15 protein-coding genes are annotated in these 16,732 nt (G+C 44.2%); 9 read left to right on the top strand and 6 right to left on the bottom strand.

The window, feature by feature from the left end:
- Positions 1-79 precede the first annotated feature (79 nt).
- A complete protein-coding gene (locus QVC96_RS10150) occupies positions 80-475 on the bottom strand; it encodes a hypothetical protein (protein ID WP_287689156.1) in 396 nt (131 codons plus the stop codon).
- 445 nt (positions 476-920) lie between these two features.
- On the opposite strand from QVC96_RS10150, the gene QVC96_RS10145 reads away from it, so the two are divergent.
- From QVC96_RS10145 to QVC96_RS10120, 6 genes are all read left to right on the top strand, one after another.
- Complete coding sequence (locus QVC96_RS10145) at positions 921-2,453, top strand: MFS transporter (RefSeq protein ID WP_287689155.1); 1,533 nt, start codon at positions 921-923, stop codon at positions 2,451-2,453.
- 113 nt (positions 2,454-2,566) lie between these two features.
- Positions 2,567-2,824 carry a hypothetical protein gene (locus QVC96_RS10140; protein WP_238027255.1) on the top strand — a complete coding sequence of 86 codons (258 nt, stop codon included), beginning with the start codon at positions 2,567-2,569 and terminating at the stop codon, positions 2,822-2,824.
- A gap of 196 nt (positions 2,825-3,020) precedes the next feature.
- The gene (locus QVC96_RS10135; RefSeq protein ID WP_238027256.1) at positions 3,021-3,479 is read left to right on the top strand and encodes an Lrp/AsnC family transcriptional regulator; all 459 of its coding nucleotides are present in this window, start codon (positions 3,021-3,023) and stop codon (positions 3,477-3,479) included.
- A gap of 206 nt (positions 3,480-3,685) precedes the next feature.
- Complete coding sequence (locus QVC96_RS10130; protein ID WP_287689154.1) at positions 3,686-4,777, top strand: 4Fe-4S dicluster-binding protein; 1,092 nt, start codon at positions 3,686-3,688, stop codon at positions 4,775-4,777.
- Complete coding sequence (locus QVC96_RS10125; RefSeq protein WP_238027258.1) at positions 4,774-6,012, top strand: pyruvate ferredoxin oxidoreductase; 1,239 nt, start codon at positions 4,774-4,776, stop codon at positions 6,010-6,012. Before QVC96_RS10130 ends, QVC96_RS10125 begins: the two co-directional genes overlap by 4 nt.
- A 15-nt stretch (positions 6,013-6,027) precedes the next feature.
- Positions 6,028-7,044: a thiamine pyrophosphate-dependent enzyme gene (locus QVC96_RS10120; RefSeq protein ID WP_238027259.1), complete on the top strand. Its 1,017-nt coding sequence runs from the start codon at positions 6,028-6,030 to the stop codon at positions 7,042-7,044.
- Between the two features lie 130 nt (positions 7,045-7,174).
- Here QVC96_RS10120 and QVC96_RS10115 read toward each other — a convergent pair whose 3' ends face one another.
- Positions 7,175-7,324 carry a hypothetical protein gene (locus QVC96_RS10115; protein WP_238027260.1) on the bottom strand — a complete coding sequence of 50 codons (150 nt, stop codon included), beginning with the start codon at positions 7,322-7,324 and terminating at the stop codon, positions 7,175-7,177.
- Between the two features lie 484 nt (positions 7,325-7,808).
- Here QVC96_RS10115 and QVC96_RS10110 point away from each other — a divergent pair, with 484 nt between their 5' ends.
- Both QVC96_RS10110 and QVC96_RS10105 read left to right on the top strand, forming a co-directional pair.
- Positions 7,809-8,783 carry a GH12 family glycosyl hydrolase domain-containing protein gene (locus QVC96_RS10110; protein WP_287689153.1) on the top strand — a complete coding sequence of 325 codons (975 nt, stop codon included), beginning with the start codon at positions 7,809-7,811 and terminating at the stop codon, positions 8,781-8,783.
- Between the two features lie 138 nt (positions 8,784-8,921).
- Complete coding sequence (locus QVC96_RS10105; RefSeq protein ID WP_287689152.1) at positions 8,922-10,019, top strand: AAA family ATPase; 1,098 nt, start codon at positions 8,922-8,924, stop codon at positions 10,017-10,019.
- Between the two features lie 162 nt (positions 10,020-10,181).
- Here the strand turns inward: QVC96_RS10105 and QVC96_RS10100 are convergent, their stop codons facing one another.
- The 3 genes from QVC96_RS10100 to QVC96_RS10090 form a co-directional block, all read right to left on the bottom strand.
- Positions 10,182-11,942, bottom strand: coding sequence for a thiamine pyrophosphate-binding protein (locus QVC96_RS10100; protein WP_287689151.1), 1,761 nt, complete (start codon positions 11,940-11,942; stop codon positions 10,182-10,184).
- Positions 11,943-12,068: 126 nt separating this feature from the next.
- Positions 12,069-13,067 (bottom strand): Gfo/Idh/MocA family protein, encoded by a 999-nt coding sequence (locus tag QVC96_RS10095; RefSeq protein WP_287689150.1) that lies wholly within the window; start codon positions 13,065-13,067, stop codon positions 12,069-12,071.
- Between the two features lie 195 nt (positions 13,068-13,262).
- Positions 13,263-14,345, bottom strand: a complete 1,083-nt coding sequence (locus QVC96_RS10090; RefSeq protein ID WP_287689149.1) for an alcohol dehydrogenase catalytic domain-containing protein — start codon at positions 14,343-14,345, stop codon at positions 13,263-13,265.
- Positions 14,346-14,736: 391 nt separating this feature from the next.
- Here QVC96_RS10090 and QVC96_RS10085 point away from each other — a divergent pair, with 391 nt between their 5' ends.
- The gene (locus QVC96_RS10085) at positions 14,737-15,483 is read left to right on the top strand and encodes a cyclase family protein (protein WP_425597950.1); all 747 of its coding nucleotides are present in this window, start codon (positions 14,737-14,739) and stop codon (positions 15,481-15,483) included.
- A 241-nt stretch (positions 15,484-15,724) separates the two neighbouring features.
- Here QVC96_RS10085 and QVC96_RS13945 read toward each other — a convergent pair whose 3' ends face one another.
- The gene (locus QVC96_RS13945) at positions 15,725-16,714 is read right to left on the bottom strand and encodes a Gfo/Idh/MocA family oxidoreductase (RefSeq protein WP_425597995.1); all 990 of its coding nucleotides are present in this window, start codon (positions 16,712-16,714) and stop codon (positions 15,725-15,727) included.
- Positions 16,715-16,732 lie beyond the last annotated feature (18 nt).

Genomic DNA, 16,732 nt, shown 5'->3' with positions numbered 1-16,732 from the left:
AAACTGCCTTGTCATATGGGTTAGGCGCAAAGAGCTGTAACTAATGAATACTCTATTGTCTTTAAAAGTAGAATTTAGTTTAAAGGAATCTATAGATAATAACTAATAGAATGAGAATAACACTTGGATAGTCGTCTCCGAGAGCTGAGAGATCCCTTGCCTCAAGCGCCCCAATGGCTAATAACTTGAATACTAGACCCAATACAAGTAGCAGTGTAGTTACATTTAGGAATCTATTCAAGTCCCTATTTGTGAATGTATTCCTATAAATTAGGAATAATATAATTATAATAATCCCTATAGCTAGAAAAATGAAATCGTCTAGGGATTCAAGAAGGCCACCATTCAACTCTTCAAGAAATCCTGCTATACCAAATATGAAGCAAAAAACTCCACCTATTAGTGCCACTCTTCTCTTGGCTCTACTCCTAGCCATATCTCTATCTAGCTTTTTCTTTTCCCCCAAAAGTCTCACCTCTAAACTTTTGGCGTAATAGTTTTAAAAACAACTCGTTATTTACACTCTGATGAGATCTAACCTCGAAATCATCTATAGGACATAAATTAGCGTGGAACCCTCTTCACCTTTCCATATTATTTCATTAATTACATGGTCTAATTCTGAAACCTAAGCCACTACTTATATGGCTTTAAAATATTTGCAAAGTACTTACTACTTCATCGCCAATGTAAACCTAAGGTCTAGGAGCTTTTTTGATTAGAATTGCTGTTTTTATTATCACAGCGTGATTGACTTTAATAATTATAATTATAGATGAGAATGATCCTTGTAGGTCTTGCAATTATTTCCTCTATCTTTATTATAGATTATAACGTATTTAAGGTAACTATAATTCAGTAATAGTTTTTACGCTGATAATACAGAATCTTCCGTGATATATAAAGAGGTGTAAATGGTAATGGAAAGTTCGACAAAGCACAAGTCCCCATATGGGGAATATACCATAATAGTTGATAGTGTAGGCAGGAAATACAGGGTAGGAGAGGACGTAAAGGCGATAACTAGGAAGATGCTGGGATATCCAATAGGCAGGAGGCTCTTGTTGCTAGGCGCATGGATGTCATTTTTCTTCGGTAGCGTACTAGAGTACGGTTGGGGTGCAGCCTCAACAACGGTAATTTCCCATTATGGGTGGTCACTCGCTGAGGGTTTCTTCAATTATACGGTGTATGTGCTTTTCCAGGCCACCATATGTGCCATGATCTTTCAAAGATTGAGGGAGAAGGGTCTAATTAGTCCAAGAAGGGCACTGTTGTTTGGCGGTGCCTTGCTCATGGTAGCATATTACCTTTTCGCTAATTCGTTCCAGCCTTGGATAGCATATCTCGGATACGCGGCTATAGGAGGTGTGGGTGCTGGTTTAGGGTATGCCGTGGGAGGGGGCGTGGTCAATAAGTGGTTCCCGGAAAAGAAAGGATGGAGATTAGGGCTAGCAAATGGTGCTTGGGCTTACGGTGCGGTCCCATACATTCTTTTGTATATCTTCGACTTTAATTCCAGTAACTTCCAAGAAATATTATACATTACTGGCCTCAGCATTGGGATAGGATTAATAATAGCTGGATTCTTAGTCACAGATCCTCCGAAGTATTGGTGGCCCAAGGATGTAGATCCCATTGCCGCTAGGCAGGCTAAACTCAAGTCAAGAGAATTAAAGGTTAATCCGCCTGCGGTAGCCCAATGGAGCCCCAGGGAAATGCTGGCAACTCCGATAGGAAAGGCTCAGATGATCTCATTCACGCTAGCGCTGGCGGCCTCACTATTTAATGTGTCATTCTACGCACCTTTCGGGGCAGCCATGGGGTTTGGGGGAGGTATAGCTTTCGCTGTTGGTGCAGCAGGTTTCGCATTGACGGATGGTCTAGGTAGGCCAACTCAAGGCTTCATCTCAAGTCTGATAGGAAGAAGAAAGGCGCTTACCATATTCTACTCGTTTATGGGGATAGGTGGTCTAGGTGTTCTATATGCAGGATTAGCTCATTTGGCGATTCCTTGGGCAATATTAGCAGTAGCCACAGGTGCAGTATCGGGTGCATGTTTCGTGTTCGACTGGTTGATAATTGCTGACTACTTCGGTGAAAACAATATAGGAAAGAACTGGAGTATTCCCTACGCCCTAAAGGTGGTAGGTGGAGCTTTCGGAGGAATAGTAGCGGCAGTTATATTGACGCTAGTGAGTGGAGGTATCTGGGCCGATGTCGTTACGGGTGCGCCGATAACCATAACTCCACTGGCGTGGTCTGTGGTATTTTGGATAGGTGCCGCATTTTCGCTGATAGCTGCTGCACTGGTCTGGTTCGTGGAGAAGCCTCCAACAATAGAGGATTACATTAAGGTTAGATTAAAACTTCATGAACCTATACCGGAAGAGGTTGCCTCAAAGATCCCTCAGGAAAAGCTACAGGCTCTGATTCAAAAATATAGTAAATGATACTCTAGAGTCACAAACAAGTTAGATTGATTTTTCTATCATATTTTATTTTATCTGAGATTATTTTGGGAAAAGATTTTTAAACTCTAAAAACCATATTATAATGAAGTAGAATGAGTAAGGAAAGAGATGATCAAACCGAGGAGTGGACCATTCATAAGGGCTTGATAAACGTATCGGATACCGTGATCTATATACTGGGATGGGTCTTCCTATTCGTGGGATTGGGGGTAGATGTGCTGGGGGTAAATGCCCACTCCGGTTCCATAGTGGCTGTGGGGATAGGACTTAACTGGATCGGAATCATTCTGGCGTTCGGCAGTGGGGCAATAGGAAATAGAAAAATACCACCAGGATATGGAGAGAAATGAAATATATTTGAACAAATTTTCTTTTTTAATTAACGAAGTAACATAGTTCTTTTGGACGTTACTTTTCGTGACATCCTTTAAACTTTCTGCAAATCTGTAACTTTGATCATTGCAGAAACTTGAATACATTGCCCTTGCTGCTTGCGAATATGTTAGAAAACTTTAATACTGATTAGTTACGTTATTAATAATATGTATGCAGGATTATAAACTTGATGAGGTGGACATGAAAATACTTGAGAGATTGAGATATAACGCTAAGTTCACCCTCACCGTGCTCTCTAAGGAATTGGGCATGCCAGTGAGTACCATTAGATACAGAATAAAGAAGCTCGAGGAGAACAGGATAATTCTCGGTTACGTTCCCCTCATAGATAGGGCGAACCTTGGCTATAAGGTCTCTCTCATACTGGAGATTGATTCGATCCCCAAATATATTGAGCGGGTGGTCAACGAAATATCTCAGTTTCCTGCCGTGGTAAGGGTTTATGGCGTTGATAGCGGACCTAGGCTTCACGTTCACGCCGTATTCAAGGAGGAGGAAGAGGCCTACTCGTTCATTTCTAACAGATTGTATAATATCAAGGGTATAAATTCAGTTGAGACTTCTAAGATAATAAGAAGATATAAGATAGATCCCTCCATCCTACTCTAATTTTTTTCCTAATCCAATTCACTTTAATTGAACATCTTGTTGACGAGTTCTCCCTTGAAAATCTAATTGGACTATCTTGGTCACTTTGAGATTCTTACAAAGAATCACCTTGGGACTTGAAACTTTCTTCCAGACGCAAACTGGATTTTTTGAAAAAATTACTTAAAACTATAAATGTAAGCAACTACTATAATATACATGAGAAAATGGGAGAAGAAGATGTAAAGTATGTGGAGATAACCTATAGGGGGATATTCCAGAAGAGGCTAGCGAAGTATGTTGCTGAGGGACTGGTGTATATGGCGAGAGATATGGGGAAGTCTGCAGTTTCGTTCGGAAGATACGGCGATTCTCCTGAGAGAAACGGAGTTCCTGCGAAGTACTATGTAGCAGTAGGCAACGTAAGCGAGGAGGACCTGATAGGATATTCCACAAGAGTGGAGCCAGAGTATGTGGACGTGATAGCTGTCCTAGACGATACCCTACTGAAGGGCGTAGAATCTTGGGCCTGGCAGGGTGTTCAGCCCATTAACCTGAAGTTGAGGAAGGACGGAGCCATGATTGTCACCTCAAGGAAGCCCATGGAAGAGATGGTTAAACTTACGCCCTCCAAGGACTTTCAGTGGACCTTAGGAAAACTCAATTGGGACAGATCCTTCTCAGGCCTGTGGGCATTCAACGATGATACCACTATGGAGAGGGTGTGGGGAGCCATAGCTAAGGTAAGACCAGACATAGTGGACATCCAGCATGTCGTCTCATACGTGAAATCGCATAAGAAGGATAAGCTCAATGAGAGACTGAAGGCAGTGGAGGAGGCATACGAGGGGCTAGTGATCAAGACCATGAACCCTGGAGAGGGAGTGGAGTTCAAGTACGCTCCTCCTAGGCTCCTGACATGGCAGGAAATGATGGAGGGAACAGCAATACCCGCAGTGCCCAGGGGAGGAAGAAATGAACAGTTCAAGAGAGGTACAACGAAGACCGAGAGACCCACGGTGGACTTCGATGCCTGCATAAAATGTGATCTCTGCTGGGTGTATTGCCCAGATGAGTGTTTCGATAAGACTCCAGACGGTTATTATGATATAGCATACGACTATTGTGTAGGTTGCGGTATATGTGCCGAGGTTTGTCCGGTAAAGAACTGCATCGTGATGGTTGATGAGAAAAGGTTACCAGATTACACGAGGCCTTACGGAATGTGGAAAGCTAACAAGGTGGAATATAAGAAATGGCTTCAGAACGCTAGGGCTGAGGTCAGGGAAAGACCAATTGTTCCGGGGTTGGGAAGATGACACAGGTAGCAGAGAAGGAAATTCTCCTCAATGGAACCCAGGCCGTTGCTTACGCCGCTATGTATGCTGATGTGGATGTTACTGCTGCTTATCCCATAAGACCTTACACAGAGGTTATGGACACAATATCCAAGCTCATAGCTGACGGACAGTTGGACGCGGAGTTCATAATAGCTGAAGGTGAGCACGGGCAGTTTGAGATAGTCAAGCATGCGTCACTGGTGGGAGCCAGAACCCTGGTGGGGACGAGCGGGGTGGGCTGGCTATACGCGATGGAGGCCATAGTTGTCACGGCAACGGACAGGGCCCCAGTCGTCGCGGTTATAGGGAACAGGGCACTGGACGATCCAGGAGCATACGGAGTTGAGCATAACGACGCGTTGATGGTCAGGGATGTGGGATGGCTCTTGGTCTGGGTTGATACTGCCCAGGAGGCATTCGATACAGCATTGCTCGCTTACAGAATTGGGGAGGACCCAAGGGTGCTCATCCCCGTGGGTGTCTCAATGGACGGTGGATTTCTCACCCACTCTGAGCAAATAGTGAGACTTCCCGATAGGGAGCTTGTGAAGAGCTTCCTTCCACCCTACGATAGGGGTAAGCTCAGAGTTCATCCAGACAATCCCATCAGTGTTGCTCCACAGGTAAATGAGGATTGGGTTACAGAGATAAGGAGACAACATGACGAGGGAATGGAAAGGGCTAGGGAGGTGATCAAGGAGGCTTACGAGTCCTTCAAGAAGACCTTCGGGAGGTATCCGGGTACAACTAGGGACATCACCATGCCAGAGAACCCATTCGTTGAACCTTACATGGTAGAGGATGCAGACGTGATCCTAGTAGGTATGGGAACAGTCTCTAAACCCATGAAGGTCGCCATAAAGAACATGAGGGAGAAAGGGGTGAAGGCAGGAATGCTAAGGATAAGGTGGTTCAGACCATTCCCTGCAGAGGACGTCATGAAGTATCTTGCAAACGCTAAGGTTGTGTGCGTAGTGGATAGGGACTATTCCCTTGGCTCACCCTTCAGAGGCGGCGTGGTGTATCACGAGGTTAGATCCTCCCTTTACGATTTGGATGAGAGACCCAAGGTCCTCAGTTTCATTGGAGGTCTAGGAGGAAGGGAGATAACCATACAGGACGTGGAGAAGATAATCAAGATCGGGGTGGAGCAGAGGGATACACCCCTCACAAGGCACACCTATTGGGTGAACGTGAGGGGGGATCCCTGGTAGTGGAGGTGACCAGACATGACCGAAAATGAGTTGGAAAAAGAGGAAAGAATGTATAAATCCATCATAAAGACAATAAAGCAGGCTCCCTTGGAGGAGTTCTACACCTCAGGGCACAGGACATGCCAGGGATGCGAATCTGCCCTCCTAATGAGGTATCTGGCCAAGATATCAGGGGAAAGAACCATAGTTGTGGGCGCCACTGGTTGCATGTATGTAGCCAACACAACATACTACACCACATCGTGGGTTGTCCCGTGGGTCCACACTCAGCTGGGCGGATCCGGTGGAGCCGCTCTGGGCACGGCGGCCGCTCTAAGGGCATTGATGAGGAAGGGCAAGATAAAGGAGGAACCCATAAACGTGATAGTGTTCTGCGGTGACCTGGGCTGTGCGGACATGGGTCTTTCAGGAGTGTCCAACGCCATGACCTACGATTATAATCTCCTAATAATATTGTATGATAATGAATCATCCGCGAATACGGACATCCAGGAGACAAGCATGACGCCATATGGTGCACAGACGTCTTTCAGTAGGCCAGGTACGGCCAGGAGAATAATGAAGAGGAGATGGAAGAAGAACGTAGTCCCCATGATAATTGCGGGACATAGGAACGTGAGATACGCTGCCACCACCAGTCCAGCCTATCCACTGGACACATTAAACAAGATAAAGAAGGCATTGAGCGCCGGAGGACCCACCTTCATACACTCTCTGGATCCATGTCCCAAGGGATGGGACTACGATCCCATGTACTCTCACGAACTGGGAACTCTGGCCGTGGAAACAGGGATATGGCCCCTGTATGAGTACATAGACGGCAAGATAGTGTACAACGAGCCAACGAAGGGTATAGTGGAGGGAAGGATAAAGAGGAAGCCGGTGAGGGAATACCTGGAGAAACAGGGAAGGTTCTCCCACTTTGTGGAGGAGGATTACGACTACTTCCAGAAAATGGTCGATGAGATGTATGAGAAGTGGGAGATACCTGGAGTAATGCCCATCAGGTCCGTGGAATTAGCTAGGAAATAACACTTGAAAAAAAGTTTTTTTCTTAAAAAAGTCATGGTTTATTTTGGCCTTATTCAAGAGATTCTCTATTTTCTTTTTGAGGGCCCAGGTCCTTTCTCTTCTTGAGTTTCACTCCCTCATTCTCTCACCACTAGATGATCCTGAGAATGATGAATTGGAAGATCAACGCCGCCACCACGGACACCATCAACTGAAATATCCTGAACGTGTTCCTCACCGTTCCATCGTAACCCTTCGCAAGAAGAATTCCGTAAATTATCCCTGTCTCTACTATGGCCACCCCTAGCCCAAGTATCTTATTTCTCCTGAGCAGAGATCAGCGAAAATTGGTTCTCCAAATAGCCGTAAGAAGATTCTTGCAGTGAACGAAACTTTCATCAGGAATCTCCCTCCTCGATGATCCTCTTAAAGTTTATTGCAAAGTATTGAAACAAACTATCTAGAGAGTATCCTGAATGCATAAAATTTTACCCTTGACCAAGAGGGATAAGATTAATCAGTAGTATCGAGCCTCATACCTTGAAAATGGATCGAATAACTCCGCTAGGTTCATACCATGAACCCATATGGCACATGATGACCCGCATAGATACTTCCCGTCAGGGGATGTCGGGGATTACACTGTACTTAAGTGAGAAGGAGTCCTCTGTCGGAAGGAAGTGGAGTGTGTCGTGATCGCTACATGAGATTAGTATCTTCATACATTCCTATCAGCCTGAAAGCATGTATACAAGGTTTATAATTTTCCCCAGACAGAGCTTCTCGTGGTAAGAAAAATTGTCATATCAGCACTAATTTTAGCAGTGTTGCTGGGTGCAGTTGCGTTTTATACACGATATGACAACCATTCAACTGAAAATAACGGAGTTCCTACCGTCGCCAGTAAATACCTTGTAGTCCTGTTTCCCGGACCCCAGAGGGATGTATCCATCCTGGGAAGTTACCTCAGTCAGAGCAGATACTCCATGAGCGAACTATACGCTAATGGTTCCAGCCTCTTCCTCTCCCCGTTCCTCTGGAACGTGAGGACTGCCCTGGGCGTTACAAACATGACCCTGACTCCATACCTTAACGTCACCGTTAAAATGACCCAAATCACCAAGATAACTCCCTCCATACCCGTGGACGGATACCCCGGTTTAATGTATGGAGAGGAGGGCTGGTTCCCCTTCGCGGGGAAGACCCTGGTCTCCCCATTACTACCATTACCTGAAAAAATCTCAGATCTACCGCAGTTTTACTCCATCCTGAAGTTCAGGGTGTTTCAGAACTTGGGCGTCATACAGGATTTCTCGTACGACATCTGGTTAACCCGGGACCCCAACACCACCTACCTCAAGTATGGGGACTTCGAGGTGATGATATGGATGTACGGGAGCGACTACATAACCCAGAACAAGTACTTCATCTTCACGGGCTACATGACCTTCCCTGTCTTGGTCAACGGAACCCTCAAGAACATGTCCTGGGCTGTGTACGTCCTGCCCAGGACTGGTTCAGCGACCGGATGGACAGGAGTTTACCTGTTACCTCCCCAAAACCTGCAGGGTACTGTGGGTATCCCCATAACACACGTTCTGCAGAACCTTAATCCCTACCTGCAGAGAGCCAATGTGAACTATAATGAAAGTTACTATCTTGACGCCATTCAGGTGGGCATGGAATTCAACGACTCCAGCGGCACCGCCGACCTAGGGTATACCCTCTACTCGTGGTACCTGAACTTTAGTCAGGCCTGAAACATGGAGGATCAGGGACAATCAGCAGGTGTCGAGGGAAGAGACAACTTTATATATTCTTGTCCTATCAGACTAGTCCCGTGAGACTAGTACTAAAAAGAAAGGAATGCGGGGAACTCAGGAGTTGATTACTGGCTATTGCTGTACGGTAGGAGAAAAACGGGAAAGACTACGCTCATGAAGAACTGCATCAAGTACGACTATTTCGTCACCATGGCCAATGAAACGGAGGGCCTGCTGGAGAGCGGGGAAAGGGTGGAGGTGGAGGAACTGTTAAGGGAGGTTCGCTCAGAGCTCAAGAAGGGTGGCACCGTGATCATCGACGAGTTTCAGAGAATGCCGGAGAAGTTTTATGCAGATATCTCCAGTCTTGACAGGGGCGGGACCCTCATCCTGGCCGGCTCAAGTTATGGAGTCTTGGAAAAGGTATTCGACAGGAACTCTCCCCTCCTGGGCTTGTTGACTCCAAGGGAGATTCCAATCATGAGTTACGAGGATGTCCTGTCCCAGCTGGAGGACCCGGTGCTGTCCACCCTGTTCAGGGATCCGTGGATCATTCCCTTCATTAACTCATACGAGGAATTTGTTGAGAGACTGAAGGAGTTTTCCCTGATCTCCAAGGGTCTCATAGGAGAGGTGTTCAAGGAGGAGGAGAGAAGTTTAACCCAGATATATTACCAGGTGCTTCTCAAGGTGGCAGAGGGAATCTGGAGAACTTCGGAGCTGGCAGGTATCCTGCAGGTTAAGGGTGGGGAGGCAACAGTGTCCTCCCTGATGAACAGGTTAAGCAAAATGGGATTGATAAGGAAGATTAGGACCCTGGGAAAGGAGTATTACTATAGACATGTCTCCCCTGTGATTTCACTCTCGCTGTACGCCGAGTCAAAGTACCTAGTTAGCGAAAGGGACGTCAAGGTTAGCGATCTGCCCCTGGGACTGGAGGTTCAGTTCTCGGTGGGAGAGATGATAAGTAAATATTACGGTGGAGATTTTGTTTACTCTCCCAGAGAGGATATAGACGTGGTGGTAATGAAGGGAAGAAGGAGAATTATAGCATTTGAGGTCAAGATGGGAGAGATAACCACTTCGGAGGCCAGAGAGGCGGTGAAGAGGATGAGCAAAGTCGCGGATAAGGTTGGGCTGATAGGCCTGAGGGAGAAACCTCCGGAAATTGGAGACGTTTCCATAGGCCCTAAGGAGTTAATTGAGATTTCTAAGAAGCTAGGCAAGACGTAAACTAAAACATTTTATGAGGGTCGTTGAGATTTCCTTGGTTTATATTTAGTTGAGTAAGTATAAGCTAAATTAATTCAGAATTTTCAGTAACTCTACACCAGGAACAGGATGCCATATCGTTGGCATAGTAGTCAATGAATTCCTGTAAGGCTAGTCTGGGCATCACCTTGAACTCCGTACTTCCTTATCGCTGGTTCCTGACCTTCTAGGTATATCCCAGTAGCCATATGCCTTTGTCCCGCTATATGGGAACTTATTTTCTATCATTATTTCAATAACCGAGGGGGTATCGCTTATTTTAAGAGCGGATTTTACAGTCGAGATTACTTCCTCGGGCGTCTCTGCCTTGAAGTACTCCGCTCCATAACCTTTGGCAATCTTTTCAAAGGAAGGAGCCTTTAAATTTCCTCTTCTATCTCTAAATTCTGTTCCAATCAATCTATGTTCGAAATTCCTTATTTGGAGGTCTCTTATAGAGATCCAGCCGTAATTATTTAGTATGATTGTTATAACGGGTAAGTTTTGCTGAGATGCGGTAAGTAATTCAATATTATTCATCAGAAAGGACCCATCCCCCTCTATGGCAATAACTGGAGTGTCACCCACTGCCAACTTAGCTCCTATTGCTGCAGGAAGTGCGAAACCCATGGTAGAAAATCCACCTGAGCTAATAAAGGTTCTAGGCTTATCCGTGATCCACAACTGGGAGAATATCTCTTGCGGCAATCCAGCACTGAGTGTTATTATTGTATCATTGCTTAAGTTTTCTCTAAGAATCTTAGTCAATGCAGGTATCCCCATTGGTGCCTGTTTCCTTAATTCCTCAACCTCATTAAACCATTGCTGTTTCATCTCCCTTATCCTCTTGGTGTATTCTGAGATATTCTTACCTCTTTTGCCCAAGCTTTCTACGGCCTCGTAAAGCTCCGCTAAAGCAGTCTTAGCGTCGGCCCATATTCCAATCTCCACCGGATAGTTCTTTCCGATTTCATGAGGATCAATGTCTATTTGAATCACCTTGGTGGGCGGTATGTTAAAGGTAATACCGCGCACATAGGAACTTGTGGTCTCGTCACTAAATGTCACACCTATAGCCAATATGACGTCCGCCTCTGATGCAAGTTTATTCGCTACTGGGTTTCCTATATTACCCACTGAGAAAACGTATAGTTCATGGGTCTCTGGAAAACTACCCTTGGCATCACCCCTGAATGTAGTAGCAACTGGGGCACCCAGTAGCTCTGCTAACTTGACAAGCTCCTCTGTGGCATCCGACATCACAACTCCTCCTCCAACAAGAATAAAGGGTCTCTCGCTTGATACAAGGAGTTTGGCCGCTTCAATTATTTTCTCCCTATCTGGTCTAATCCTGCCCACTTGTAATACAAGAGGGATACTATTAATATCGACGTCTATTGTGTCTGTTTGAATGTTCATTGGCAAACCTATCAATACCGGTCCAGGTCTTCCACAGACTGCTTCCTTGAGACCATTGGAAATAGCGTTTGGAAGTTGCCTTACATCTGTGACAAAATATGCCCTTTTGGTGAAGTGTCTCATGGCATTAATATAATCGCTTTGAAATTGCCTTTCAATCTCTTGGAATATTCCTTTCCCAAGAAGATATGTCTGAATGTCCCCTGTTAACGCTATGAATGTCGAGGAGTCGACATAGGCAGTAGCCAAAGCTGTAGCTAGGTTAGTAGCTCCAGGACCCACTGAGGTAGTTACGATGGCGGGAGTTTTCCTATTCGCCCTAAAATATCCATCAGCCATATGCCCTCCGTATTGTTCATGTTTTATTGGGATAAACTCCATGTCTTTCTTCATGTCGTATAGAACGTCAGTTAAAGCGGCATTTCCATGCCCCGGAATGCCAAATACGTGTTTTATTCCAGCCTTCTTAAAATACTCAAGAGCCAATTGACTTCCTGTATATAACGTCATTCTAAGATCAAGAGATATATGGAAAAATTGTTATATAAGTTATGCTGACGTTGTTAGTATTAAGTTAGATTATCTGATTCGTAAGCAAATGTTGGCTACGGCTCATTCAACTGTCACCGGCACTCCCTCCAGCGCCGACTTCTTCGCCGCATCGGATATCCTTCCCACCTGCATCCCGAAGACCTCGTCAGGAAAGGTCCTCTCGTCGTTCATCACCGCCTTGACGAAGGCCTCTATCTCCCTCCTGTACGCGTCCCTGAACCTGTCCTCGAACCACAGGTAAGGAGGATGAGTGACGGAATCCCCCTTATACACGAAGGTCTGGTAGTCAGTAACGTTCTCGACCTTTAACAGGCCGTTCTCCCCAAGTACCTCCAGCCTTATATCGTAGCCGTACTTGGAGCACCTACTGGTGTCTATGTTGACCAGCGGACCATCGTAGTACTTCACGTTCACCAACGTGTTGTCGTAATCCCCAGCCTCCTTATACTCCTTAAATACTGCGGCCATTCCAGTAGCGAATAACGTCATTTTCTTGAAACCAAACAACCAAACCATAGTGGCAAAGTCGTGTATTGCCATATCGTCATATACTGCTCCAGGGTAGAGTATGGTTCCAATACCAGGCTGGGGAGAAGGATCTCTGCTTATGAGCTCAGCTATAAGCGGTTTCCCTATTTCTCCGCTACCTAAACGCTTCTGGACCTCGATAAAAGAAAGATCATATAACCTTTGGAAACCTACTTGAAGCTTCACCTTCTTACTTTGGACTATTCTTACTATATCCTCGTTTTCCTTTGAATTAAGTCCCATTGGTTTCTCCACAAAAATATAGGCTCCGTTCTCGGCGGCCTCCTTTATAAGTGGTAGATGAGTTTGAGTGCTACTGGTAATGACCACAAGGTCGGGTTTAACACTAGCAATCGCAGAAGATAAGCTAGAAAAGGGGGCAGCACCTACCTCGTTGGCAAGTTCCGATGCCCTTCTTTGATCTATATCAACTATTGCCTTTAGTTCTACATTTGGGATTTGTTTTAAGTTCCTAGAATGTACTTTTCCCATTCTTCCTGCTCCCACTACTATTGCCTGAACCTTTCTCATGCCTCAGAACAAAACTAGCTACTGTAGTCAATTTATAAAGTTAACGTGGGTAATTCATGCTAAGAATTAGCGTATGGATTTTAATAACGAAGCCTAATCGAGTTCGGATCCAAATTTAAGGTCTAATTGATAAGGAATAAAAAGAAGAATATTATTTAAAATGCACAGAAAGTCAAGCCGAAGAAGATCATCTAGCTACCTCCATTTCATGACTATCTTAATTTCATTTTCCTGCTTTTTCATTATATATGGAATTGCCTCCTCCGGGTAAATTACCCTTGTTATCATTTTCTTTATAGCCTCGTTGTAATACGATTTTATAATTTCAAACTGCTTTACCGCTTCCTCTAAATGTATTTTGCCATGCGCTGCTGATCCAAGAACTAGTATGTTCCTATAAACTAGGTCTGTCAGATGTTGGGCTTTAAACGTGGACTCATCTCCTAATCCAAACCCGAAAAGAATTACTCCACCATTTGGCCTTACCCTCTGAAGGGCCCGTAGTAATGAAACTGTGGATCCTGAAGTATCAATGAGAAGATCTACTAGCGGTAACTCCTCGTCTATTCTTAAGAAGCTTACACCAACACTTTTTGTGATGCTTTCCTCTGCACTTGTGGGACCTCTCCTATTTACAAGAATTACTTTCAGACCTAAGGTCTTCAATAACATTGAAAATAAAAGCCCTGTTGAACCTGTGCCTAGTATCATAGCCGTCCTGCACCGCAGTGTAGAATCCCTACAATACCATGTGAACCTAGAGTTAAGCGCATTTATTCCCGTATACACTGCCTTGATTATGTCTCCAAGAGGTTGAATGAGAACAGCCGATTCGTCCGTAATAGTATCGGGTAATTTAACGAAAAATTTTGCCTCATCATTAAAGGTATCTGCCATGAAACCATCTTTTCCTTTCACTCCGGCAATGGGCATCTGACCAGTTTCGCACAAATCTGGCCTCCCCATCTCACAGCTTAAACATTTTCCGCATCTTCTCCTGGCTAATCCAACTACTTTATCGCCAATCTCAAATTCGTCAACATCCTTGCCTTTATCCACGACTTCACCTATTACCTCATGACCCAGTATCATGAACTCCTTTCCTTCAGGCGGGATGCTGTGCTTTAATAGGCCGTTGGCTAATTCCCTATCCGTTCCACAGATCCCCGTGTAAATTGCTCTTACTTTTATCTGGTTAGGAGCTGGTCTGTTCTCGTCAGGGAGTCTTTCAAATCTAACCCCGGCTTGGGGTGGATTAATTATTATAGCTCTTCTCATATCCATCCAACTTCTTATTGACATCTCTCAAAAATTAATTAAACATAACGCTGTAACTCGACGTTAGAAAGCCATATGTTTACGGTCATATCATATCTAGGTCTCAGTTCGAGAGTAATTCTTTCCCTCGGAGTTATTATAGTCCATATAGTCGGTACTGGCTACATGAAAAGATATATTTCATAAATATCTAAGTTAGTCTCAATTTACTATACTTTCGTTCTCTAGAATCTTTGCCATTAAATGAATGTAATGCCCTAGTTCCCTATGGTATTAAATCAGCGGACCGGTTGCCCTAACAAAAAAGAGGACTGAGGTCCTTCAGGATTTACAAGCGACAATGAAATCTAAAAGTTTACATACTACCCCACTAAAAATTAATCAATGAGAGATGAGAGATCTTCCGAATAAAGATACGTCACAAATCAGAGAGTTTCTACGCAATTTTGAATATTACGATTTTTCCATGCCGTTGACCCATAACGCAATAATGTGGCCTACCATGCCCCCAATAAGGATTAACAAGATAAGATACAAGGAAAGAGATAGGTCTGAAGCTCACGAAATATGTATAACTACACAAGATTATACTCATATTGATGCCCCATCTCACATGACCAGTGGAAATAGTATCGACAAATTCACAGTGGATAGATTCGTAACGGATGCCCTACTTATAAATGTGAGTAATGGAGGACAGATGCAAATACTAGTGAATGAGCTAAAGAAATTCGAAGAAGAGATAGCGAAAGCCACCTCAGTAATTCTCTATACTGGGTTCAAGAAGCCGTACAACATTCCAGTATATGATTGGAGATATCTGACTCCTGATAGTGCAAGATATTTGGCCTCTTTTAATAATCTAAGGTTAGTGGGGATAGATAGTCCGAGCATTGCTGGTTGGTCAGGTACAGTAGAAGTTGCAACTCCCAGAATGAGTAGAGATGATGCAATCTTGACCCATGTAGAATTAATGAAGAATGATATATTAATAGTGGAAGGACTATACAATCTAGAGGCTGTTTTTAGAGGGACTAAAATAGACTTTGTAACTGGAATATTTATTGTTATGCCGCTGAATCTTGTTGGACTAGATGGATCTCCTGTAAGAGCGATATTCATGAGGTTTAAGGAATGATTGTTTAGATGTTATGGAGTTAGCATGGAGGCGCATATAAGTTCATATGTTTTATGAAATAAATTCTAGAATATTTAGGAAATATCTCTAGTGTGTGGAGTATAGGTAATTGAGGTCCTATTACTCCTACTAAACATTAAATTGAAAGAGAGTCTATAACATTACTTAGCGGCTACCACACATTAAAATATCTCTATAAAAATAAAAATTTTTTATATTCCTTTTCCACGTCGCGCGTTCTTCATTCAACTGTCACCGGCACTCCCTCCAGCGCCGACTTCTTCGCCGCATCGGATATCCTTCCCACCTGCATCCCGAAGACCTCGTCAGGAAAGGTCCTCTCGTCGTTCATCACCGCCTTGACGAAGGCCTCTATCTCCCTCCTGTACGCGTCCCTGAACCTGTCCTCGAACCACAGGTAAGGAGGATGAGTGACGGAATCCCCCTTATACACGAAGGTCTGGTAGTCAGTAACGTTCTCGACCTTTAACAGGCCGTTCTCCCCAAGTACCTCCAGCCTTATATCGTAGCCGTACTTGGAGCACCTACTGGTGTCTATGTTGACCAGCGGACCATCGTAGTACTTCACGTTCACCAACGTGTTGTCGTAATCCCCAGCCTCCTTATATTGTGGAAATGAAAAGGCGAGTGCGGTTGAGTAGACGGTCATTCTCTTGAAACCAAAAAATGAAACCAATGTGGCAAAATCATGTATTACAAAGTCATCATATATGGCTCCAGGATAGGGTAAATAGGGTAGAAATTCTGGGGTCGGGTCTCTACTAATAAGCTCTGCAATTAACGGCCTGCCGATAGCGTTGCTGTCCAATAATCTTTTAGCATTTATGAAGCTATCATCATACAATCGCTGGAAGCCAATCTGTAGCTTGATTTTATTCTTTTGTACCGATGACACAATTTTGCTATTTTCATTGGAATTTATCCCCATAGGTTTTTCTGTGAATACGTGGATACCGTTTTCTGCAGACTCAATAATTAGATTAGCATGAGTGTTCATAGGCGAAGCTATGATCACCATATCAGGTTTCATGGCCTTTAAAGAGCTCTGGAAGTCGTTGAAATAGATAGCGCCCAACTCACTTGCAAGTTTCATTCCTTTCTCCTTGGATGGATTTACTACGCCTACAATTTCTACCATTCCGGTATTCTTTAGGTTTATTCCATGGATTCTACCCAATCTTCCTGCTCCTACTATTATTGCTTTATACATCATTGGAGGTCAAAACAA

The organism is Metallosphaera javensis (ex Sakai et al. 2022) (assembly GCA_021654415.1).
In the GTDB taxonomy this organism is placed as follows: Archaea; Thermoproteota; Thermoprotei_A; order Sulfolobales; family Sulfolobaceae; genus Metallosphaera; species Metallosphaera javensis.
This window is presented reverse-complemented; position numbering and strand designations above follow the sequence as displayed.